The 26,844-nt window shown below is 70.0% G+C and carries 1 protein-coding gene; it reads left to right on the forward strand.

Features of this window, described 5'->3' with window-relative positions:
• The first annotated feature begins 12 nt into the window (after positions 1 to 12).
• Positions 13 to 26,787 (forward strand): non-ribosomal peptide synthase/polyketide synthase, encoded by a 26,775-nt coding sequence (locus RM1_RS16160; RefSeq protein WP_072752764.1) that lies wholly within the window; start codon positions 13 to 15, stop codon positions 26,785 to 26,787.
• Positions 26,788 to 26,844: the final 57 nt, after the last annotated feature.

Here is a 26,844-nt window from a genome sequence, read left to right on the forward strand (position 1 = left end):
AAGGGGCCCGCGGTGGCTACCAACATCCCGGACGGAGCGTTTCCCCTCTCCGCGGCGCAGCGCGCGATGTGGTTCGCCCAACAACTCACCCCGACGGTTCCGATCACGGTTGCCCAGTACATCGAGCTGCACGGGGAGCTCGATTTCGAGGTACTGCACCAGGCGGCGAAGACCGCGGCACACGAGTTCCAGTCGCCCTACCTCCGGGTGATCGAGGTCGACGGTGAACCGTTCCAGCTCGTCGACGAATCCATCGGTCTACCGCTCGGCTTCGTGGACTTCCGGGACGAGGAGGATCCGGCCGCGGCGGCCGAGGAGTGGATGCATCGGGACTACGCGACCCCGGTGAACCTCGCGACCGATCGCCTCTTCGACATCACGATCCTTCAGATCGGTGACCGGGACTACCTCTGGTACAGCCGGATTCACCACGTCGCGCTCGACGGTTACGGCGGGGCGACCGTGATGAACCGGATCGCCTCGCTGTACACCGCCGCGGTGGAGGGCGGGGACGCCGGCCCGGCCAAGTGCTCTCCGTTGACTGATCTGTACGAGCTCGACGTGAAGTACCGGGCGTCGAGCAGGTTCGAGTCGGACCGCAAGTACTGGGCCGATCGGATCCGTGGAATCGAGGAGGGCTCGAGCCTGGTCGCGGCCGTGGCGCCCGCCGTCGCACGCAGCAGGCTCGCGAGCGCCCCCCTGTCCGACGACGCCGTCCGGCTGCTCGAGGACTCCGACCTCCGGCGGGGCGCGACGGCGGCGGCCGTGGTGATCGCGGGATTCGCGTGCTATCTGTCCCAGATGACCGGCTCCGAGGAGGTCCTGGTCAACATCCCGGTCTCGGCACGGACGACCTCGGTCCTGCACCGATCCGGCGGGATGCTGGTCAATGTCGCGCCGCTGCGCCTCAGCGTGCGACCGGGCGACACGGTCGCCGAGTTGGTCCAACGGGTCAATCTCGAGTTGATGGGCGCGCTGCGGCATCAGCGTTGCAGCCTCGAGGACATCCGCAGGGACGCCGGGCGCAGCGGCGACCGATCGCTGCACGCCCCGATGGTCAACGTGATGCTGTTCAGTCAACAGGTCACGCTCGGCTCTGTCGTCGGCGAGAACCGGATCATGACCTCGGGCCCGGTCGACGACCTGCTGGTCAACATCTACCAGAGCGGAAACCCGCCGAGCACCGTCATCGACTTCCGGGGCAACCCGAACCTGTACGAGGACGACGATCTGCGGTCGCGGCACCACGCCTTCGTCGAGATGCTGGAGGGGTTCGTCGCGGCCGATCCCGACACCAGGCTGATGGAGATCCACGCGCGGAGCTTCCGGATGGGCGCACGAAAGCACAAGGCGTCTTCGCTGCTGGCGCACTGGTCACGGGTCCTCTCCGGGATGCCAGAGGTGCTGTCGCTGCCTGCGGATCGACCGCGCCCGATCGTGCTGTCCGATCGGCGCCATTGCGTCGAGTTCGACATCGGCGCCGACATCCAGGAGCGATTGATCTCGCTGACCAGGGACCGGAGCTCGAGCGTGTTCGCCGCGGTGCACGGGGCGCTGGGGGTGCTGCTGAGCAGGCTCGGCGACACCGACGATGTGGCGATCGGCACCCCGGTCGCGGTGCACGCCGCGGCAGTGGACGGCACCGTCGAGTCCTTCGACAACACGGTGGTCCTGCGGACCCGGGTCGACGGCGGCGACTCGTTCGGCAAACTCCTGCACGAGGCGTCCCTCGGCGAGCTCAGCGCCTTCAACCATGCCGAGCAGTCGTTCGAGCGCCTCGTAGAGACGGTCTGTCCGGTCCGCTCGACGGCCTACGCGCCCCTGGTCCAGGTGCTGCTCGAGGTGCGTAACGCGCGGCGGCCACACCTCGAACTGCCAGGGCTCACAGTTGAATCGGTCGAGGCCGACGGCATCGCCCCCGAGGTTGACCTGTGCCTGACCATCGCCGAGCGGCACGACGCGGACGGCGCCCTTGCCGGCATGTCGGCGGCGTTCACCTACGCCACCGATCTGTTCGATCCGGACACCGTCGAGGGTTTCGCGACCCGGTTCGTCCGGATACTCGATGCCGCGACCGCGGATCCGTCGATCGCGGTGGGGGACATCGAACTCCTCGACGCCGACGAACGGGACGCCCTGGCGCCGGTGCTCGGGGGCCCGGAGGTGCCGCCACGCACGTTGCCCGAGCTGTTCGCCGACGCCGCGCACATCGACCCCGACTCCTCGGCACTCGTGTTCCAGGACGTGAGCCTCACGTACCGCGAACTCGACCAGCGCTCGAATCGGCTGGCGCGGCTGCTGATCGATCGGGGCGTAGGCCCGGAATCCATAGTGGCGCTGGGGATGGCCCGATCCGTCGAGTCCGTGCTGTCGGTGTGGGCGGTGGCCAAGGCAGGCGCCGCGTTCGTCCCCGTCGACCCGAACTATCCGGCCGAGCGCATCGAGCACATGCTCACCGATTCCGGCGCCGCCCTCGGTCTGACCGTCGGCGAGCGGGCGAGTCGACTTCCCGGCGCAGTGCCGTGGCTGGTCCTCGACGCACCCGACCTGGCGGCGGACCTCGAGCGCTACTCCCCGGCGCAGGTCACGGACGAGGATCGTCGCGCTCCGCTGCTGCTGACGCATCCGGCCTACCTGATCTACACCTCCGGCTCGACCGGCGTGCCCAAGGGCGTTGTGCTCACCCATCGTGGCCTGGCCAGCCTCGCGGCCGAGGAACGCGACCGTTTCGCCGTCACCCCGGCGTCGCGGACCCTGCACTTCTCGTCGCCGAGTTTCGACGCGTCGGTCCTCGAGCTGCTGATGGCGTTCGGTACGGGTGCCACGATGGTGGTCGCCCCGCCGACCGTCTACGGCGGCGCGGAACTCGCCGAACTACTGGGCCGACGTCGGGTCACCCATGCCTTCGTCACCCCGGCCGCGCTGGCCTCCGTCGACCCCGCCGGCCTCGACGACATCGAGTGCCTCGTCACCGGCGGCGACACCTGCCCGCCGGAACTCGTGCAGCAGTGGGCGCCCGGCCATCGGATGTTCAATGCGTACGGACCGACCGAGACGACGATCGTCTCGTCCATCAGCCCCCGGATGACCCCCGGTCAACAGGTCACCATCGGCAGGCCACCGCTCGGGTGCGGTGAGATGGTCCTCGACGGCCGGCTGCACCCGGTGCCCGCGGGGGTGCCCGGTGAGCTCTACGTCACCGGCCCCGGCCTCGCCCGCGGCTATCACCGGCGGCCTGTCCCCACCGCGGACCGCTTCGTGGCCAGCCCGTTCGGTGAGCCCGGCACGCGGATGTACCGAACCGGAGACCTCGCGCGGTGGACGACGACCGAGGACGGGCACGGATACACCCTCGAGTACCTCGGACGCAGCGACTTCCAGGTGAAGATCAGAGGTTTCCGGATCGAGCTCGGCGAGATCGACGCGGCCCTGACCACACACCCCGACGTCAGCTTCGCCGCCACCGTCGGTCACCCCGGCCCGTTCGGGGACACGGTGCTGGTGTCGTATGTGCACCCGACCAGCGACGCCGCGATCGCCGCCGCCGAGCTGACCGCGCACCTGGCCGCCCGCCTGCCGGGGCACATGGTGCCGTCGAGCATCGTCCTGCTCGACGAGATCCCGCTGACACCCGCGGGGAAGTTCGACAGGAAGGCGCTGCCCGCACCGGACTTCGTCACCTCGACCGCCGAGTTCCTTGCCCCGGAAACCCACAGCGAGGAGGCGGTCGCCGGGGTCTTCGCGACGGTTCTCAGCGTCGAGCGGATCAGTACCAGGGACAGCTTCTTCGACCTCGGCGGCAATTCGCTGATCGCGACCCGGGTGGTCGCGCGCATCAATGCCGTCCTCGACAGCGACATCGGGGTGCTGGATCTGTTCGAGGCGCCGACGGTCGAGCAGCTCGCCGCGCGTATCGACCGGATGGGCCGCCGGGACCCGGACCGACCCGTGCTCGCGGCGGGGGAGCGGCCCGATCGAGTTCCGGTCTCCCTTGCGCAGCAACGGATGTGGTTCATCAACCGGTTCGACCCGTCCTCACCTGCGTACAACATCCCGATCGCCGTGCGCCTCGCGGGCGAACTGGACCCCGACGCGTTGGCCAGGGCGCTGGCCGATGTCGTCGAACGGCACGAGTCGCTACGGACCGTGTTCCCCGATTCTCCCGACGGTCCGTTCCAGTCGATCCGGCCCGCCTCCGAGGTGGTCCCGGATCTGACGCCGGTGCCGGTGTCCGAGAGCGGCCTGCGCGAGATGGTCACCGGCCTGGCGTCGACCGGCTTCGATGTCACCACCGAGTTCCCGGTGCGGACCGAGCTGCTCCGCCTCGGGCCGACCGAGCACGTGCTGGTCCTGGTCGTCCACCACATCGCCGCCGACGGCTACTCCATGGCACCGCTCGCGCGCGACGTGATGACGGCGTACAACGCCCGCAGGCTCGGCGGTACCCCTGACTGGGCTCCGCTCGAGGTGCAGTACGCGGACTACTCGCTGTGGCAGCGAGAACTGCTCGGTGACGAGCACGACCCCGACAGCCTGATCTCCGGCCAGCTCGACTACTGGACGGCCGCGCTGGCGGGCGCCCCCGACGTGCTCGAGTTGCCCACGGACCGTCCCCGCCCGCCGGAGCAGTCCTTCCGGGGCGCGGTAGAGGAGTTCACGATCTCCGCCGAGCTGCACAACAAGCTGATCTCGCGTGCGGGGCAGTTGGATTCGAGCCTGTTCATGGTGCTGCACGCCGCGCTGGCGGTCCTGCTGGCTCGGCTGAGCGGGTCGTCCGACATCTCCGTCGGAACTCCGATCGCGGGCAGGGGTGAGGCCGCGCTCGACGACCTGGTCGGCATGTTCGTCAACACTCTGGTGCTTCGCACACCCGTCGATCCAGGAGTGACGTTCTCGGAGTTGGTCAAGCAGACGCGCACGGTGGACCTGAACGCGTTCGGCCACACCGACGTCCCGTTCGAGCGGGTCGTGGAGGTGCTCAACCCGACACGGTCCACCGCCTACTCCCCGCTGTTCCAGGTGCTGCTGGTGCTCCAGAACACCGGCCACACGCGACTCGAACTACCCGACCTGATCGTGGACGTGGAGGCGCTGGACAACGGAACCGCCAAGTTCGACCTGCAGCTCACCCTGACCGAGACCTACGACGACCAGGGCGCGCCCGGTCGGATCGCGGCGGCGTTCTCCTATGCCACCGACCTTTTCGACGCGCCGAGCGTCCGCCGGTTCGCGCAGCGATTCGTCCGGCTGCTCGAATCGGTCACCGGGGATGTCGCGGTGACGATCGGCGACGTCGACCTGCTCGACGGCAGCGAGCGTTCGCAGGTGCTGACCGACTGGAACGCCACCGAACGGGAGGTGCCCGCGACCACCCTCGGCGACCTCTTCGATGCGCAGGTCGCGCGCACACCCGACGCGGTCGCCGTCGTGTTCGGCCAGGACCGGCTGACCTACGCCGAGCTCGACGCGGCGGCCAATCGACTGGCCCGCCACCTGATCTCGCTCGGGGTCGGACCGGAGACAACCGTCGGCCTGGCCATGCGACGTTCCATGGAGCTCGTGGTCGGCATGTATGCGGTGGTCAAGGCGGGCGGCGCCTACGTGCCGATCGATCCGGATCACCCCGCGGACCGGACCGCATATGTGCTCGGCAGTGCCAGGCCGGTGTGCGTGCTCACCACTCACACCGATCGCGCCGCGCTTCCCGACTCGTTGGAGGCGTTGGAGATCGACCGGCTCGACCTCAGCGCGCAGGACCCCTCACCGATCGTCGATGCCGACCGGCTCGGCCGTCTTCGCCCAGACGACGTCGCGTACGTGATCTACACCTCCGGTTCGACCGGGAGGCCGAAGGGCGTCGCGGTCACCCACGCCGGGATCGCCAACAGGTTGTCGTGGATGCAAGACCGGTACCCCCTGACGCCCGAGGACGTGGTGCTGCAGAAGACCCCTGCCACCTTCGACGTCTCGGTGTGGGAGTTCTTCTGGCCGCTGCAGACCGGCGCACGGCTCGTGGTCGCTGCCCCCGACGGGCATCGGGACCCGGACTACCTGTCGCGGCTGATCGATACCGAACGCGTCACCACGATGCACTTCGTGCCGTCGATGCTCGCGACCTTCACCGCGGGTGCGCATCCGGCCCGATGCCGGTCGTTGCGCCGGGTGTTCTGCAGCGGCGAGGCGCTCGCGCCGTCGGCGGCAGAGGCGTTCCGTCAGTTCAGCGTCGCGGAGCTGCACAATCTGTACGGACCGACCGAGGCCTCGGTCGACGTGACGTACTGGGCGTGCACCGCCGCGGACGAGGTGGTCGTGCCCATCGGCGCCCCGGTGTGGAACACCCGGGTGTACGTGCTCGACGGCCGGTTGAACCCGGTCCCGGTCGGCGTCGCGGGCGAGCTGTATCTGGGCGGTGTCCAGCTGGCACGCGGCTACGTCGGCCGCGCGGACCTCACCGCGGATCGATTCGTGGCCAACCCCTTCGCGCCGGGCGAGCGGATGTATCGCACCGGCGACCTGGTGCGGTGGAACGAGACCGGGAACATCGAGTACATCGGCCGCACCGACTTCCAGGTCAAGATGCGGGGCCTGCGCATCGAGCTGTCCGAGATCGAGCTGGCACTGCTCGAACACCCTGCGGTGGCTCAGGCGGCGGTGACGATGCACAGCGACGCGCTCACGGGCGATTCGCTGATCGGCTACCTGGTCGCCGAGCGCGGCCAGGAGATCGACACCGACGGCGTGATCGAACGGGCCGCCTCGAGGTTGCCCGGCTACATGGTGCCGGCGCAGCTGATGGTGCTGGAGGAGTTCCCCCTCGGCTCGACCGGCAAGCTCAACCGTTCCGCTCTCCCCGAACCGATATTCGCGGCCAAGACGTCCGAGTTCGTGGCACCGCGGAACCCGATCGAGGAGATCATCGCGTCGATCTTCGCGGACCTGCTCGGGCTCGGCCGGATCGGCGTGTACGACAACTTCTTCGACCTCGGCGGGAACTCACTTGTGGCGACCAGGATGGTGGCAAGGGTCAACGCGGCCGTCGACACCCGGATCGGGGTCCGCGAGCTCTTCGACTCGCCTACGGTGGCCGCGCTCGCCGTGTGCGCGGAGACCCAGAGCGCACGGGCGGTTGAGCGTCCCGCCCTGCTGGCGTCCGCCCGGCCACCGCGGGTGCCCGTCTCGCTCGCGCAGCGCCGGATGTGGTTCATGAACCAGTTCGACACGTCGTCCTCCGCATACAACGTGGCACTGCCCGTCCGGCTCTCCGGCACACTCGACGCGGACGCCATGCGTACGGCCATCCTCGACGTCGTCGACCGGCACGAGGCACTGCGCACGATGTTCCCGCTCGTCGACGGGGAGCCGATGCAGGTGGTCGTCGACGCCGCCGAGGTGGTGGGTGACCTGCGGCCGGTCGGCGTTCCTCAGGATGCGATGCCCGAGGAGCTCGCCCGGTTCGTCGCCGCCGGCTTCGACGTGACCGCGCGGGTTCCGTTGCGGGCGGCTCTGTTCGAACTGAGCGGGACCGAGCACGTCCTGGTCGTCGTCGTGCACCACATCTCGGCCGACGGCTTCTCGCTGGTCCCGCTGGCGCGGGATGTCATGGCGGCCTACAGCTCCCGGATGGCGGGCGAGCTCCCCCAGTGGGCACCGCTGCCGGTGCAGTATGCCGACTACGCGCTCTGGCAGCGCGAGATGCTCGGCTCAGAGGAGGACCCCGAGTCCCTGATCGCGCGGCAGTTGCACTACTGGACGCGGACGCTGTCCGGCCTTCCCGAGGTGCTGGCACTGCCGGTCGACCGGCAACGGCCCGCCGAGCGATCGCTGCGCGGCGACCGGGTGGAGTTCTCGATCGACGCGGACACTCATCGCAGGCTCGTCGCGACCGCGAGGGAGCGCAGTTCGAGCGTGTTCATGGCGATGCACGCCGTCCTGGCGGTACTGCTGAGCCGGCTGTCGGACACCGACGATGTCGCGGTCGGGACGCCGATTGCCGGCCGCGGCGAGGCCGCGCTCGACGACCTCGTCGGCATGTTCGTCAACACCCTCGTCCTGCGTACCCGCGTCGATCGCTCGGCCACCTTCGCCGAGTTGCTGGACTCGGTCCGCGAGGCGGATCTCGGCGCGTTCGGTCACGCCGACCTTCCGTTCGAGCGACTGGTGGACGTCCTCGCCCCGCAACGGTCGACCGCGCATTCCCCGTTGTTCCAGGTGATGCTCGAGTTCAAGAACACCGAACGGGCGCGGCTGGAGCTGCCGGGCCTCGTCATCGAGCCGGTCGAACTCGATACCGTCACAGCGAACTTCGATCTGCAGCTGACCCTCGACGAGCGCTATGACGGGGACGGCGGCCCGGCGGGGGTTGCGGCCGCGTTCACCTTCGCCACGGATCTCTTCGACCAGGCGACGGTGGACGGCCTCGCCGAGCGGTTCGTCCGGGTCCTCGAGGCCGCGACCGCCGATCCATCGATCGCGGTGGGGGACATCGAGTTGCTCGATCAGAGCGAGCGCCGGTCGCTGACGCCGGTCACCGGTCCCGGCGAGGTGCCGCCACGCACCCTGCCCCAGTTGCTCTCGGACGCCGCCGCGATCGATCCCGATGCCGTCGCGGTGATCTGCGAGGACACGAGTCTGACCTACCGCGCGCTGGACGAACGCTCGAACAGGCTGGCGCGGGTGCTCATCGGCCGGGGCATCGGCCCGGAATCGATCGTCGCCCTCGGGATGGCCCGGTCGATCGAGTCGGTGCTCTCGGTGTGGGCGGTGGCCAAGGCGGGAGCCGCCTACGTGCCGGTGGACCCGAGCTATCCGGCCGAGCGCATCGAGCACATGCTGACCGATTCCGGGGCCGCGCTCGGTCTCACGGTGTCGCGGTCGCGTGCGCAGCTGCCGGACACGGCGGACTGGCTGGTCCTCGACGACCCGGGATTCGGTGCCGAGGTCGACGGGCAGCCCGGTGCGGCGGTCACCGACACCGACCGGTGCGCCCCGCTGCTGCTCGGGCACCCCGCCTACCTGATCTACACCTCCGGCTCGACCGGTGTCCCGAAGGGCGTGGTGCTCACCCACCGTGGCCTGGCGAACTTCGCCGCCGACGAACGCACCCGGTTCACCGTCGGCCCGGCGTCGCGGACCCTGCACTTCTCCTCGCCGAGCTTCGACGCGTCCGTGCTGGAGCTGCTGCTGGCCTTCGGTGCGGGTGCCACGATGGTGATCGCGCCGTCGACCTTCTACGGGGGCGCGGAACTGGCCGAACTGCTCGCCCGCGAGCGGGTCACCCACGCCTTCGTCACCCCAGCCGCGCTGGCCTCCGTCGACCCGGCCGGGCTCGATGCCCTCGAGTGCGTGGTGACCGGCGGCGACACCTGCCCCCCGGAACTGGTGCGCCAGTGGGCCACAACTGCCACGATGTTCAACGCCTATGGGCCCACCGAGGCCACCGTCGTCGCCAGCGTCAGCGATCCGATGGTCCCCGGCACTGCGGTCGCGATCGGACGCCCGCCGGTCGGGTGCGGCGTGCTGGTCCTCGACGAGCGGCTGCACCCGGTACCGGTCGGTGTAGCGGGTGAGCTCTATGTGATGGGACCCGGACTCGCCCGCGGGTACCACCGGAGGTCGAGGGCGACCGCGGACCGGTTCCTGGCGAACCCCTTCGGAGACCCTGGATCCCGGATGTACCGCACCGGCGACGTGGTGCGCTGGCGCCCCGACGGTCAACTGGCCTACCTGGGCCGCAGCGACTTCCAGGTGAAGGTCCGCGGATTCCGGATCGAACTCGGCGAGGTGGAATCGGCGTTGCGGGACTGCGCCGGGGTGTCCGATGCGGTGGCCACCGTCTCCGGCGACGGCCGCGGCGTTGGGCGGCTGGTCGGCTACGTGGTGCCCGAGGAGGGCGCCGAGCTCGGTGCCGCGGAGGTCCTGGCCTCGGTCGGTGAGGTGCTGGCGCCACACATGGTGCCTGCCGCGCTGGTGGTGCTGGACGAGCTGCCGCTGACGCCTGCGGGCAAGAAAGATCGAAAGGCGTTGCCCGCGCCCGACTTCGGCGCCCGTACGACCGAGAGCCGGGCGCTCGTCACCGAGACCGAGAGACTGCTGGCCGGGCTGTTCGCCGAGGTGCTCGGGGTGGAGGCGATCGGTGCCGACGATTCGTTCTTCGCCCTCGGCGGCGACAGCATCATGTCGATCCAGTTGGTGTCGCGGGCCAAGACGGCGGGTGTGTTCCTCTCGCCGCGGGATGTCTTCGAGCACAAGACCGTCGCCGCGCTCGCCCAGGTCGCTGTCGTCGGTGAGACGGCCGAGGTGCCAACGCTCGACGAGCTCCCAGGAGGTGGGGTCGGCGAGGTACCGCTGACGCCGATCGTGCGCTGGCTGCTCGAGCGCGGCGGCGACTTCGACCGTTACTCGCAGTCCGTGCTGCTCACGCTCCCGCCGGGCATGGACCGCGACATGCTCGAACGCGCTCTGCAGGCCGTGCTGGACCGACACGACATGCTCCGGTCCCGACTGCACGGGGAGCAGGGACACTGGGGACTCGAGGTGCGACCGACAGGAGCCGTGTCGTCGGCGACGGTGCTCCGCCGGATCCCGGTCGACGAGGTCACCGGTCCGGAGTTCACCGCCGCGGTGGCCGACACACTGGCTCAGGCGCAGGGCAGACTCGATCCGTCCGCAGGGACCATGGTGCAGGCGGTGTGGTTCGAGACCCCAGCAGGCGTCGGACGGCTGCTCGTGGTCGCGCATCACCTCGTGGTGGACGGGGTGTCCTGGCGGGTGCTGATACCCGACCTCGCCACCGCATGGGCGCAGCTGGAGGCGGGCGGGCGGCCGGACCTCGCCGCCGTCGGTACCTCGATGCGCCGCTGGGCCCACGCCCTGGCCGATGCCGCGCGGGACAGGTCCGGTGAGCTGGACACCTGGACCCGGATGCTGGCCGAACCGGACCCGCTGCTCGGTTCGAGGCCGCTCGATCCGGCTGTCGACGTCAATGCGACGGTGGCCAGGGTCGAGATCGACCTGCCGCCCTCGGTGACCGAGGCGGTGCTCACCACGCTGCCCTCGGCGTTCCACGGCAGCGTGAACGACGGCCTGCTCACGGCTCTGGCGTTGGCGTTGGCCCGTTGGCGCGAGAACAGGGGCGTGCGCACGAACGGCGCGCTCGTCAACCTCGAGGGTCACGGTCGCGAGGCACAGGTCGTGCCGGGAGCGGACCTGACTCGCACGGTCGGATGGTTCACCGCGGTGTTCCCGGTGCGCCTCGACCTGTCCGGCATCGACCTCGATGACGCCTTCGCAGGCGGACCGGCCGCAGGCGCCGCGATCAAGTCCGTGAAGGAGCAACTGCTGGCCATCCCGGATCACGGCATCGGGTACGGGATGCTGCGCCACCTCGACCACGCGGCCGCCTCGGTCCTCGGCGAGCTGGCCGCACCGCAGATCAGCTTCAACTACCTGGGCCGCTTCACCACCGCCGCGTCCGATCACGGTGACACCGGCTGGCTTCCGGTCGAGGACGCGGGGGACCTCGCGGGCGTAACGGATCCCCGGCTGCCCGTCGCGGCGGCCGTCGACGTCAACGCGATCACCGCGACGACCCCGGACGGCCCCCAGCTGCGGGCCACCTGGGCGTTCCCCACCGGGGTCCTAGCCGAGGACGAGGCCAGGGAGCTCGCCGAGCTGTGGGCGGCGGCGCTCACGGCGCTCGCCGGGCACGCCGAATCCCCTGGTGCAGGAGGCCTGACGCCCTCGGACCTCGGATTGGTGTCCCTGGATCAGGCCGCGATCGACCGGCTCGAGAGCCGGTACCCCGATCTGTCCGACGTCTGGACGATGGCCCCGCTGCAGAAGGGTCTGCTGTTCCACGCGTTGCTGTCGGATCGCTCGGTCGACGCCTACCTCGTCCAACTCGGGCTGGAGCTGGACGGCGTCGTCGACGCGGAGCGGATGCGGCGCGCCGCACAGGCACTACTGGAGCGGCACCCCAATCTGCGTGCCGCCTTCCACCAGGACGGCGATGCCGAGCCGGTTCAGCTGATCGCCGAGCGGGTCGAGGTGCCGTGGGTCGAGCTGGACCTGTCCGAGGAGGATCCGGCCGTGCTAGAGGCGCGGCTCGCGACGATCCTCGCGGCAGACCGCGCCACCAGTTTCGACATGGCCACGCCGCCGCTGATGCGGTTCATGCTGATCAAGACGGGCCCGAACCGCCACCGGATCTACATGACCAACCATCACATCCTGCTCGACGGATGGTCGACGCCCTTGCTGCTCAAGGAGCTGCTCGTCCTCTACGCCACCGACGGTGACACCGGTGTTCTCCCGCGGGTGGCGCCCTACCGGAACTATCTGGAATGGCTCGCGCGCCGGGACATCGCGGATTCGACGAACGCGTGGGTGCGAGCGTTCGCCGACGTCGAGGAACCGACGCTGCTCGTCCCCTCGGAGCCGGGACGAGAACTGAGCGCCGTGCCTGGGGAGGTGTACGCCTCGGTCGGCGAGGAGCAGACCGACGCGCTGCGCGAGGTGGCCCGGACGCACGGGGTCACGCTGAACACCATGGTGCAGGCCGCATGGGGGATCGTGCTCGGGCTGCTCACCGGACGGGACGACGTCGTGTTCGGGGCCACCGTCTCCGGCAGGCCACCGCAGATCGCGGGCGTCGAGACGATGATCGGGTTGTTCATCAACACGCTCCCTGTTCGAATCACCTTGGACCCCAACGAGACTCTCGGTGAGTTGTTGAGCAGGGTCCAGGCCGAACAGGCCGCCCTGCTCGACCACCACCATCTGGGACTGCCGGAGATCGCCACGGCGGTCGGATCCGGGCTCGGCTTCGACACCCTCACCGTGTTCGAGTCGTATCCCGTCGACAGGGCCGGGCTGTCCCAGGTCACCGACATCGCCGGGATGCGGATCGCGGATGTGATCGAGGGCGGCGACGCGACACACTATCCGCTGACCGTGATCGCCTCCGCCGACGCGGAACTGCGGCTTCGGCTCACGTACCTACCCGATCTGCTGGATCGAGCCGATGTGGAATCCATTGCAGGCCGGGTGGTCCGGGTGCTGGCGGCCGTCGCCGCCGATCCCGGCACGGCGCTGGCAGGCCTTGACCTGCTCAGCGCCGCCGAGCGCGATCGGCTCGCACCCGTGCACGGGCCGAGGGGACTGTCCGTCCGGTTGCTTCCGCAGTTGCTCGCAGACGCGGCTGCCCGCCGGGCGGACGCCGTCGCCGTGATCTGCGGCGACGACTCGGTGACCTATCGCGAACTCGACGAACGCTCGAACCGGTTGGCCCGGATCCTGATCGAACGCGGAGCGTGTGCCGAGAGCTTCGTGGCGGTGGCGATATCCCGCTCGATCGAGTCCGTGCTCGCGGTGTGGGCGGTGGCCAAGAGCGGTGCGGCCTTCGTACCGGTTGACCCGAACTACCCATCCGAGCGCATCGTGCACATGCTCACCGACGCGGGCGTGACCGAGGGGCTGACGGTCACGACCGAGCGCGATTCGCTGCCGGGCCGGGTCAATTGGATGGCGATCGACGATCCCGACTTCGTTCGGGACTGTGCGCGCACGTCCGCGGACCCCGTCACCGATGGCGACCGGCGCGCCGCGCTGGGTTTCGACAACCCGGCCTACCTGATCTACACCTCGGGGTCGACGGGCATGCCGAAGGGTGTCGTCGTCACGCATCGGGGGCTGGACAACTTCGCCGCCGAGGAGCGGGCCCGCTGCGGGACCGAGGCGACGTCGCGGGTCCTGCACTTCTCCTCGCCCAGCTTCGACGCCTCGGTCCTCGAGTACCTGCTGGTGTTCGGGCCGGGTGCGACGATGGTGATCGCACCACCGACCGTCTACGGCGGCGCCGAACTCGCGGAACTGCTACGCGCCCAGCACGTCACGCACGGCTTCCTCACCCCGTCCGCGCTGGCCTCGATCGAACCCGACGGCCTGGACGAGTTCACCTCCGTGGTCGTCGGCGGCGAGGCCGTCCCGCGCGAACTGGTCGGACAGTGGGCGGCACCGCCACGGCGGCTGTTCAACGCGTACGGGCCCACCGAGGCCACCGTCGCGACCAACATGAGCGACGCGATGTCGGCGGGCGAGCCCGTCACCATCGGGGGCCCGATCCGTGGCGTCGCCGAGGTCGTCCTCGACTCCCGGCTGCAGCCGGTTCCGGTGGGTGTGCCGGGCGAGTTGTACGTCGCCGGAGCGGGTCTGGCCAGGGGCTACCATCGCCGCGGGCCGCTGACCGCCGGGCGGTTCGTCGCGAGCCCGCATGGTGAGCCCGGCTCGCGGATGTACCGCACCGGCGACCTCGCCCGGTGGACCGACGACGGCAGGCTCGAGTACCTGGGGCGGGCCGACTCCCAGGTGAAGGTACGCGGATTCCGGATCGAGCTCGGCGAGATCGACGCCGTGCTCACCGATCACCCGGATGTCGACTTCGCGACCACGATCGGTCACACCGGCCCGTCCGGGGACACCAGGCTGGTCGCCTATGTGATGCCGGTCCCGGCCGCGGCCGCCTCGAACGGATCCGAGGCGGGCCTTGCCGCCCGGCTCACCGCGCACGCCGCCACCCGGCTGCCGGGACACATGGTGCCGTCCTCGATCGTGATGATCGAGGAGATCCCCCTCACCCCGGTCGGCAAGCTCGATCGAAAGGCGCTGCCCGCGCCGGAGTACGTGCTGTCCACCGCGGAGTTCCGTGCGCCCTCGACACCGGCGGAGGAAGCCATCGCGGACGTGTTCGTCGCGGTCCTCGGTGCCGATCGGATCGGTGTCGACGACGACTTCTTCGAGCTGGGCGGCAATTCGCTGACCGCCACCCGCGTCATCGCCCGGGTCAACGACGCGCTCGGTACGGAGATCGGTGTGCGAACGCTGTTCGAGGCGCCCACCGTGCATCGCCTCGCGGCCGCCATCGAGCACCACACGGCGGACCGGAGGGATCGCCCCGCGCTGTGTCCGGTCTCTCGCCCCGACCGCGTCCCGCTCTCGCTGGCGCAGCAGCGGATGTGGTTCATCAACCAATTCGACACCGCCTCGTCGGCGTACAACATTCCCCTCGCCATCCGGCTTTCCGGACGGCTGGACGTGATCGCCCTGCGCGCCGCGATCCGCGACGTGCTGACCAGGCACGAGTCGCTGCGCACCGAGTTCCCGACCATTGACGGGCAGCCGGTCCAGCGGATCGTGGACGCCGCACAGGCCGGGCCGGATCTGGTACCGGTCGAGGTCGCCGAGGTGGACCTGGCGGACCGGATCGCGTCCTTCGTCTCGGCGGGTTTCGATGTCACGCGTGAGGTCCCGCTGCGCGCCGGCCTTTTCGAACTCGGCGAGACCGAGCACGTCCTGACGGTCGTGGTGCACCACATCGCCGCGGACGGCTTCTCGATGGCGCCGTTGGCCCGCGACGTCATGACCGCGTACAGCTCTCGGGTGGAGGGGCGGGACCCCGAATGGGCCCCGCTGGCCGTGCAGTACGCCGATTTCACGCTCTGGCAGCACGAGCTGCTCGGTTCGGAGGACGACCCCGACTCGGTGATCTCCCAGCAGCTGGCGTACTGGACGTCGAACCTCGCCGGGCTGCCCGATCTGCTGCAGCTACCGGCGGACCGGCCGCGCCCGCTCGCCCGCTCCTTCCGTGGGGAGGTGGTCGATTTCGAGATCGGCCCGCGTATCCACCGGAAGCTGGCGACGATTGCCCGGCAGAACAATTCGACGATGTTCATGGTGGCGCACGCCACCCTCGCGGTGCTGCTCGCCCGTCTGTCCGGCACCGCCGACATCGCCATCGGCACCCCGGTCGCCGGACGCGGCGAGGCGGAGCTCGACGACATGGTCGGGATGTTCGTCAACACTCTCGTCCTGCGCAGCGACATCGAGGCAGCGGCGACCTTCACCGACCTGCTGACCCAGGTCCGGGAGACCGACCTGGCGGCGTTCGGGAACGCGGACCTGCCGTTCGAGCGACTGGTCGACGTGCTGGCACCGGAACGCTCCACCTCGCACTCGCCGCTGTTCCAGGTGTTGATCGAGTACCAGAACAATCTGTCGGCCCACCTCGAGTTGCCGGGACTCGCCGTCGACGCGGTCGACCACGACCTGGGTGTGTCCAAGTTCGACCTGCAGCTGACCATCGGCGAACATCACGACGAGCACGGTGAGCCCGCGGGCATGAGCGCCGGGTTCACCTTCGCCACCGACCTTTTCGATCGGGACACCGCCGCGACCTTCGCCGAGCGGTACCTGCGCATCCTCGATGCGGTCACCGCCGACCCGGACCGCACCATCGGCGACATCGACATCGTCGAACCCGCAGAGCGGGATAGGTTGCTCGTCGGCGAGGAGGGCGTCGCGGTCCCTCCGGTCACCCTCGCGGACCTGTTCGCGCGCATCGCCGCGGAGCACCGAGGAGCCGTCGCGGTCACCTTCGAGAACACCTCCCTGACCTACGCGGAACTCGACGAGAGGGCCAACCGCCTCGCCCGCCACCTGATCTCCCTCGGGGTGGGGCCGGAGGACCTGGTGGCCGTGGCGATGCCACGCTCCGCCGACCTGGTCGTCGCGCTGCTCGCGGTGATCAAGGCAGGCGGCGGCTACCTGCCGGTGGACGTGACCTATCCCGCCGAACGGCTGGCGTTCATGCTCGAGGACTCGCGGCCCGTGTGCGTCCTGACCACGGAGGCGGACGCCGAGTCGGTACCAGGGTCGGCGATCCCGACCGTACGGCTCGACGCGCCGGAGGTGCTCACCCGGCTCGATGCCCTGTCCTCCGAACCGATCACCGACGCGGATCGACGCGGCGTGCTGGAACCGGCGTCGTTGGCGTACGTGATCTACACCTCCGGGTCGACCGGGCGGCCGAAGGGCGTTCTCGTCTCGCATCGGAACGTGGCGACACTGATGGCCAACACCGAGGGCAGGTTCGGATTCGATCACTCGGACGTGTGGACGATGTTCCACTCCTACGCTTTCGACTTCTCGGTGTGGGAGCTGTGGGGCCCGCTGCTGTACGGCGGCACCCTCGTGGTCGTCGACTACTACACCGCCCGCGAACCGGAGATGTTCCTGGAGCTGTTGCGGCGCGAGCGGGTGACGGTGCTGAACCAGACGCCGACCGCGTTCTACCAGTTGGCCGAGGCAGACCGGGTGGCATCGGAGCGCGGCGACCCTGCCGGGCTCAGCCTGCGGTACGTGATCTTCGGCGGCGAGGCGCTCGACCTCGGTCAGCTGGGCCGCTGGTACAGCAGGCACGGCGACACTTCGCCTGCGCTGGTCAACATGTACGGCATCACCGAGACCACGGTGCACGTCAGCCACATCCCCCTGGACCGGGAGTTCGCGGCCGAGGCCTCCGCGTCCGTCATCGGCCGGGGTCTGCCCGGGCTGCGGGTGTACGTTCTCGACGAGCGACTGCACCCGGTACCGCCCGGTGTCTCGGGCGAGATGTACGTCTCGGGTGCCCAGGCCGCCCGCGGCTACCTCGGCAGGGCCGACCTCACGTCCGGTCGTTTCGTGGCCGACCCGTTCCGTGCCGACGGTGCACGGATGTACCGGTCCGGCGACGTGGCCAGGTGGAACACCGACGGTGAGCTGGAATACCTGGGCCGCAGCGACTTCCAGGTGAAGGTCCGCGGGTTCCGGATCGAGCTCGGGGAGATCGAATCCGCGCTGCTGCGCAGCCCCGGCGTCGCGCAGACCGTGGTGCTGGCCCGCGACGACGGCAGCGGTGGTGTCCGCCTCGTCGGGTACCTGGTGCCGGAGGCGGGCACGGTTCTCGATGTCGGTGCCGTCTCCGATTTCGCGGCGGAGACGCTCGCCGCGCACATGGTGCCCGCCGCGTTGGTGGTCCTCGACGAGCTGCCGCTGACCGCGAACGGCAAGCTGGACCGGAAGGCGCTGCCCGCCCCGGACTTCGGGGCGCGGGTGACGGCGAGCCGGGCTCCGGTCAGCGAGGCGGAACGGGTGCTGGCCGAGCTGTTCGCGGAGGCGCTCGGACTCGAGTCGGTCGGCGTCGAGGACTCGTTCTTCGCGCTCGGTGGCGACAGCATCATGTCGATCCAGCTGGTGGCGAGGGCGAAGGCCGCCGGGGTCGTCATCACGCCCCGAGATGTCTTCGAGCGCAAGACGGTTGCCGCACTCGCCGAGGTGGCCCGCGTCGCCGAGGCGGCAGGCGCCGAGGTGCTGGAGGAGCTTCCCGACGGCGGCGTCGGAACGGTTCCACTCACGCCGATCGTGCGCTGGATGCTCGAACGCGGCGGTGAGTTCCACCGCTACGGACAGGCGGCGGTGCTCGCCCTGCCCGCCGGGGTCGACGAGGACTCGTTGCGGCGCGCCGTGCAGGCCGTTGTCGACCACCACGACGCGCTGCGTGCGCGGTTGCGGTCGGACCGCGGTGACTGGTTCCTGGAGGTGCAACCCGTGGGGTCGGAGCACGGGGACCTGATGCTCCGGCGGGTCGCCGTCCCGTCGGTGGTGGGCGAGGAGTTCACCGCGATCGCCGCGGCCGAGCTGGACGCGGCCGCCGATCGGTTGGATCCCGCGGCCGGGATCATGTTGCAGGTCGTCTGGTTCGATCCCCCCGAGGGACAGGGCCGGCTGTTGGTGCTCGCCCACCACGTCGCGATCGACGGGGTGTCCTGGCGCATCCTGGTCCCGGACTTGGCGACGGCCTGGGCGCAGATCGACTCCGGTATCGAGCCCGCGCTCGCGCCCGTCGGGACATCCCTGCGCCGGTGGTCGCACGGACTGGCCGAGGCCGTGCACCGCGAGGAGCGCATCGCCGAGCTGGACCTGTGGCGGGAGATGCTCGAGACCGAGGACCCGGTGCTCGGCAGCAGGCCGCGGGACCGCGCCCTCGATCTCAACTCGACCGTGCAGAAGGTCCAGGTCTCGGTGCCGACCAATGTGACCGAGGCCGTCCTGACCTCGTTGCCGCAGGCGTTCCACGGCAGCGTCAACGATGCCCTGCTCGCCGCGCTGGCGATGGCGATCACCCGGTGGCGGCGCGAGCGGGGCGTGTGGGCCGACGGTGCGCTGGTCAACCTCGAGGGCCACGGCCGCGAGGAACAGGTCGTCCCCGGCGCCGACCTCGCCCGCACCCTCGGCTGGTTCACGACCATATTCCCTGTGCGCCTCGATCTCTCGGGCGTCGACCTCGACGAGGCGTTCGCGGGCGGGCCAGCCGCAGGCGCGGCGGTGAAGGCAGTGAAGGAGCAGCTGCTGGCGATCCCGGACCACGGCATCGGTTTCGGCATGCTGCGGTACCTCGACGACGCTTCGGCGGCCGTCCTGCGCGACCTGCCGGTGCCACAGATCAGCTTCAACTACCTGGGCCGGTTCGCGACGGCCGCGGCAGGCGGTCCCGGTGAGGCGGCATGGTTGCCGGTCGACTACGCGGGGCTGGGTGACCCGCACAACCCGGAGATGCCGGTCGCGGCGGTGCTGGACATCAACGCCATGACCAGGGCCACCGAGAACGGTCCGCAGCTGCGGGCGACGTGGTCGTACCCCGGCGGGGTGCTCACCGCGGCCGAGGTGGAGGAGGTCGCGGAGCTGTGGATCCGCGCGCTGCGGGCCCTGGCGATCCACGCCGCAGGCCCTCGCGCGGGCGGGCTGACCCCGTCGGACCTGGACCTCGTGGACCTCGACCAGCCCGCGATCGACCGGCTCGAGAGCCGGTACCCCGACCTGACGGACATCTGGTCGATGTCGCCGCTCCAATCCGGAATGCTGTTCCACGCCTTGCTGTCCGACGAATCCGTCGACTCCTATCTGGTCCAGCTCGGACTGGAGCTGCGCGGGGCTGTCGACCCACAGCGGATGCGCCGGGCCGGGCAGGCGCTGCTGGACCGGCACGCGAACCTACGGGCGGCCTTCGTCCAGGACGAGGAGGGCCGGTCGGTACAGGTCATCCAGGACCGGGTGACGCTGCCGTGGACCGAGGTCGACCTCTCGGCCCTGGATCCGGTGGTTCGCGAGGCAGAGCTGACGGCGCGACTCGCCGCGGACCGGGTCACCAGCTTCGACATGGCACGGGCGCCACTGCTGCGGTTCACGATGATCAGGACGGCACCGGAGCACTACCGCCTGGTGATGACCAACCACCACATCCTGCTCGACGGCTGGTCCACCCCGCTGATGCTGCGCGAGCTGCTGGTCCTGTACGCGACGGACGGCGACCCGGAGGTCCTGCCGCGCGTTCGCTCGTACCGTGACTACCTCGAATGGCTGTCGGAGCGCGATGCCGCCGAGTCCACCGCGGCATGGACCACCGCCCTCGCCGGGGCGACCGATCCGACCCTGGTCGTCCCGGCCGATCCGGGCCGGGAGGTGTCCACGGTCTCGAACGAGGTGGAGCACTCGCTCACCGAGCAACAGACCGACCGCCTCCGGGCGCTCGCCCGCGAGCGTGGATTGACCCTCAACACCGTCGTGCAGGCCGTGTGGGCCATCGTGCTCGGCGCGCTGACCGGCCGCGACGACGTCGTCTTCGGCGCGACGGTGTCCGGGCGCCCGCCGCAGATCTCCGGTATCGAGTCGATGATCGGGCTGTTCATCAACACGATCCCGGTCCGGGTCCGGCTGCTGCCAGGGGAGACCGTCGGCGAACTGCTCGACCGGGTCCAGACCGAACAGGCAGCCGTACTCGATCACCACTACATGGGCCTGCCCGAGATCAAGCGTGCGGCAGGGGAGGGGCTCGGCTTCGACACGCTGGCGGTGTTCGAGTCCTATCCCGTTGACCGTTCCGGGCTGTCCGAGGAGACGGACATCGCGGGCATGCGGGTGGTCGACGTGGAGGGATCCGACTCCGCGCACTACCCGCTCTGCCTGGTCGCGTCCGTGGACGCCCGCGTACACCTCAAGCTCGAGTACCTCCCCGATCTGTTCGACCGCGACAGCGTCGAGTCGATCCTGCAGCGGGTGCAGCGCGTGCTCGACCACCTGGACCTCGACGTCCCGGTGGCCCGGGTACAGCTGCTCGACGAGCGGGAGCAACGGGAGTTGGCGCCGGTGCGTGGGCATCAAGGAGGGTCGATCCGCACACTGCCGCAGATCTTCTCGGACGCCGCGGCGATGGACCCCGAGGCGATCGCGCTGAGCTTCCAGGGCCGAGAGGTCACCTACCGCGAACTCGACGAGCGCTCGAACCGGATCGCGCGGCGGCTGATCGCACTGGGCGCCGGACCGGAGACCTTTGTCGCCCTCGGCATCCCACGCTCGGTGGAATCGGTTCTCGGGGTCTGGGCGGTGGCCAAGACCGGGGCCGCGTTCGTGCCGGTCGACCCGAACTATCCGGCTGAGCGGATCGAGCACATGCTCACCGATGCGGGCGCAACCGTCGGCCTGACGACGGCGGCCGAACGGCATCGGCTCCCTGCCGCAGCGCACTGGATCGCGCTCGACGACCCCGCGTTCGAGTCGGACTGTGCCGAAACGTCCTGCGCGGACGTGACCGACGCCGACCGGATCTCGCCGATCACGCTCGATTGCGCCGCGTACATCGTCTACACCTCGGGGTCGACCGGCGTGCCGAAGGGGGTTGTCGTCACCCACCGCGGGCTCGACAACTTCGCGGCCATGCAGACCGAGCGGTTCCACGCGACTCCCGCGTCGCGGACCCTGCACTTCTCGTCGCCGAGCTTCGACGGATCGATCTACGAATACCTGCAGGCCTGCGGGGCCGGCGCGACGATGGTGGTGGTTCCCCCGACCGTCTACGGCGGCGTCGAGCTGACCCGCCTGCTGGCGGCGGAACGCGTCACCCACGCGTTCATCACGACCGCGGCGTTCTCCACGATGGATCCCGCCGGTCTCGACGACTTCCAGTTCGTCGTGTTCGGCGGCGAGGCCTGCCCGCCGGACCTGGTGGCCAGGTGGGCGCCGGGGCGCCGCCTGTTCAACGCCTACGGCCCGACCGAGACCACCGTCATGTCGAACATCAGCGCGGCGATGACCCCGGGCGAGCGGATCACCATCGGCGGGCCGCTGCGCGGCGTCGCGGAGCTGGTGCTGGACTCGAGGCTGCAACCGGTGCCCGTCGGCGTCGCGGGCGAGCTGTATCTCGCCGGCGTCGGGCTGGCACGCGGCTACCACCGGCGGGCGGCACTGACCGCCGGCCGCTTCGTGGCCAACCCGTTCGAGCCGGGCGCCCGGATGTACCGGACCGGGGACGTCGTCCGGTGGACAAGGGACGCGAGCGGTGACCTGGCGATCGAGTACGTGGGCCGCAGCGACTTCCAGGTCAAGGTCCGCGGGTTCCGTGTCGAGCTCGGCGAGATCGACACCGCGCTAACCGATCATCCCGACGTCGCCTTCGCCGCGACCATCGGACACACCGGACGGTCGGGCGACACCGTGCTGGTCTCGTACGTGCTGCCGGTCGGCGGCGCGGTGGTGGCGACCCGCGAACTCACCGATCACCTCGCGAGCCGGCTGCCCGCGCACATGGTGCCCTCGGCGGTCACCCTCCTCGACGAGATCCCGTTGAACCCGGTCGGCAAGCTTGACCGAAAGGCGTTGCCGGAACCGGAATTCGTCTTCGCCACCACCGAATTCCGTGCCCCGACGACGCCGATAGAGGAGACCGTCGCGGACATCTTCACCGCGGTCATCGGATGCGATCGCACGGGCCTCGACGACAACTTCTTCGATCTGGGCGGCAACTCGCTGACCGCAACCCGCGTGATGGCCCGCCTGAACGCGGCCCTGCACACCGAGATCGGCGTGCGCGCGCTGTTCGAGGCCCCCACCGTGCGCGAGCTCGCCATCCGCGTCGAGAGGCACGCGGCGGTCGGCACCGCCCGGCCGGCGCTGACCGCGGGCCCGCGGCCGGCGGACATCCCGCTCTCCCTTGCCCAGCAGCGGATGTGGTTCATCAACCAGTTCGACCCGTCGTCGCCCGCGTACAACATCCCACTCGCGGTCCGGCTCTCCGGCAACCTCGACCTGCGGGCGATGCAGGCCGCGCTCGCCGATGTCGTGGCCAGGCACGAGTCGTTGCGCACCACCTTCCCCGAGTCGACCGAGGGACCGCGCCAGGTGATCCACCCGGTGACCGGGGTCGTACCGGATCTCACCCCCATCGATCTCGGCGACGAGACCGATCTGCCGGATCGCCTCGGCCGTTTCATGGCGACCGGATTCGATGTCACCACTGCCGTCCCACACCGCATCGCCCTGTTCCGGCTGGCGCCGGACGAGCACGTGCTGGCGATCGTGGTCCATCACATCTGCGCCGACGGATTCTCGATGGCCCCGTTGGCACGCGACGTCATGACCGCGTACACCTGTCGAATCGACGGCCGCGCGCCGGACTGGGCGCCGCTGGAGATCCAGTACGCCGACTATGCGCTCTGGCAGCACGATCTGCTCGGCTCCGCGGACGATCCGGGCAGCCTGGCGTCGCGCCAGCTCGACTTCTGGACCGAGGCGCTGGCCGGACTTCCCGATGTCCTGCAGTTGCCAGCCGATCGGCCCCGACCCGTTCAGCAGTCCTTCCACGGCGATCGTGTCGACTTCGCCGTCGAGCCCGGCCTGCACGGCCGGGTGGTCGCGCTGGCGCGGGAGAACAACACGAGCGTGTTCATGGTCGTCCACGCGGCGCTCGCACTGTTGCTCAGCAGGCTCGGCGGCACCGAGGACGTCGCGATCGGCACGCCGGTCGCGGGCAGGGGCGAGGCGGAACTCGACGATCTCGTCGGGATGTTCGTCAACACCCTGGTGCTCCGCAGCCGCGTCGACGGGACCGAGTCGTTCACCGAACTGCTCGCACGGGCGCGCGAGATCGACCTGGCGGCTTTCGGCAACGCCGATGTCCCGTTCGAGCGGGTTGTCGAGGCGCTCAACCCGATCCGATCCACCTCGTACTCGCCGATCTTCCAGGTGTCGCTGGAGTTCCAGAACAACCTGCGCCCCCGCCTTGAACTGCCAGGACTGACCGTGTCGGGCGTCGACCTCGAGGTGAACGTGGCGAAGGAGGACCTGGAGCTGCTGCTGTCCGAGGAGTTCGGCACCGATGGCACACCGGCGGGGATGACGGCCGGCTTCGACTTCGCGACGGACCTGTTCGACCCCGGCACGGTGCGGGGATTCGCGGAGCGGTTCCTGCGCATCCTCGAGTCCGTCACCGCGGACCCGGCCAGGCCTGTCGGTGACATCGAGATCCTCGACGCCGGGGAACGGGCCGACCTGGCGCCCGCGTGGGGCCTGCCCGGTGAGCCGCCGCGGACCTGGCCGGAGTTGCTCGCCGACGCGGTCGCGGTCAGGCCCGACTCGGTCGCGCTGACCTTCATGGGGTCCTCGATGACCTACCGCGAGCTGGACGAGCGCTCGAACCGGTTGGCGCGCGCCCTCGTCGACCGGGGCGTCGGGCCCGAGTCGGTGGTGGCGCTCGGACTGCCGAGGTCCATCGAATCGGTTCTCTCGGTGTGGGCCGTGACCAAGGCGGGTGCCGCGTTCGTACCGGTCGACCCCAACCATCCCGCGATGCGAATCGGTCACATGCTCACCGATTCCGGGGCGCTGCTGGGTCTGACGTCGAGCGGCAGCAGGGGGAACCTGCCGGACATCGTGCCGTGGTTGTCGCTCGATGCGGCCGAGGTGCAGGCCTGGGTGCACGGGTACTCGTCGGCGCCGCTGACCGACCGCGACCGGATCTCCGCACTGCGGCACGAGCATCCCGCCTACCTGATCTACACCTCGGGCTCGACCGGCGTGCCCAAGGGGGTCGTGGTCACCCACGGCGGGCTGGCGAACCTCGCGAGGCAGGAGCGCGAGCTGTTCGAGGTGACGCACGAGTCGCGGGTGTCCCACCTGGCGTCGCCCAGTTTCGATGCGTCGGTGTACGAGCTGCTGATGGCGTTCGGGGCGGCCGCGCGCCTGGTGATCGTCCCGCCCACCGTCTTCGGTGGCGTCGAGCTCGCGGACCTGCTGCGCGAGGAGGGCGTCACCCACGCACTGGTCACCCCGACGGCGCTCTCGTCGATCGACCACCGCGGCCTCGAAGGCGTCGAGGTCCTCGTCGTCGCGGGGGAGGCGTGCCCGCCGGAACTCGTCGCTCGCTGGGCACCCGGACGCCGGATGTACAACGGGTACGGTCCCACCGAGACGACGGTGCAGGCAGCCGTCGGCGGTCCGATGCTCTCGGGGAAGGCGGTGGACATCGGCGGGCCCGCAATCGGTTTCGGTGTGGCGGTGCTCGATTCCCGGCTGCGGCCGGTGCCGATGGGGGTGTCCGGCGAGCTGTACGTGTTCGGTCCCGCCCTCGCACGCGGCTATCACGGCAAGGGCGGGTTGACCGCCCAGCGCTTCGTGGCCAACCCGTTCGAACCGAACGGGTCGAGGATGTACCGGACCGGGGATCTCGTGCGATGGCTGCCCGACCACACCCTCGATTACCTCGGCCGCAGCGACTTCCAGGTCAAAGTGCGGGGGTTCCGGATCGAGCTGGGCGAGATCGACGCCGTGCTGACGGGTCTGCAGGGGGTCAGCTTCGCCACGACGATCGGGCATGCCGGGCCCACCGGCGACACCGTCCTGGTGTCCTACGTGCTCCCACACGACGGCGTCACCCTCGAACCGGGGGAGGTCAAGGCGCATGCGGCGGCATTCCTCCCCGCGTACATGGTGCCCTCGTCCATCCGCGTGCTGAGCGAGGTCCCGTTGACGCCGGTCGGAAAGCTCGACCGAAATGCCCTGCCCGCACCCGAGTTCGGTGCGCGGACGGAGGAGTTCCGGGCGCCTGGCAGTCCGCTCGAGGAGGCCGTGGTCGGCGCGTTCGAGGCCATCCTCGGCCTCGACCGGGTCGGCGTCGACGACAGCTTCTTCGACCTCGGCGGGAACTCGCTGGTCGCCACCCGCGTGATGGCGGACCTCCACGAGCGGCTCGGCCGCCCGATCCCGCTGCAGCTGATGTTCTTCGACCCGACGCCCGCCGGTCTCGCCCGGCGCATCGCGGACCTGGACGGCGAGGTCACCGGGGTCGGTGCCTCCGGCCTCGAGGAGGCGCTGTCGGTGGTGATCTCCCTGCGGTCGACCGGCAGCAAGGCCCCGTTGTTCTGTGTGCACCCCGGAATCGGTCTGTCCTGGGGGTATGCCGGACTGGTCGCGCAGCTCGCCGCGGACCGGCCGGTCTACGGGCTGCAGCTCCCGACGATCAGCGAAGGCGTGCACTTCGACTCGGTGGAGCAGCTCGCGCACCGCTATGTCGAGGAGCTGCGGTCGATCCAGCCGCAGGGCCCGTACCACCTGCTCGGCTGGTCGTTGGGCGGGTGTGTGGCGCACGCGATGGCGGTCGAACTCCGCGGCACGGGCAACGAGGTGGCGACACTCGCGCTCATGGACAGCTACGCGGTGACCGGGGAGCCGGTCCAGCCGCGGCTGACTGCCGAGGAACTACTCGCAGGTCTCGGCCTCGAGGTCGAGGCCGCCGGTGATGGCGACCTGACCTACGAGCGGGCGGCGGAGCTGCTCAACGACTCGCTCGGCCAGGACATGGGACTGACCGCTGCGCATCTCGAGCGGATCGCTGACGGCTTCGCCGATTCGGCGGAGAACATGTCCCGGTTCAGCCCCGCGCTCTTCGACGGTGACCTGTTGTTCTTCACCGCTGCGAGATCGGAGAGCGGGCACACCGCGCAGGAATGGCGGCAGGCGATCACCGGCGAGCTTCTGGAGATCGACGTGGACTGCGATCACAATCAGATGATCGAGCCCGAGGCGGTCGCGGTGATCGGGCCTGTGCTGGCGGAGCGGCTGGATGCGCCGGTCGGGGGCGTATTCTGAGGAAGGTCTTCCGGTGATGCCCCTCCCGTACACGCGGGCCCGGAAACCAACCATTCA

It is taken from the genome of Rhodococcus maanshanensis NBRC 100610 (genome assembly GCF_001894865.1).
Taxonomy (GTDB): Bacteria; Actinomycetota; Actinomycetes; order Mycobacteriales; family Mycobacteriaceae; genus Rhodococcus_G; species Rhodococcus_G maanshanensis.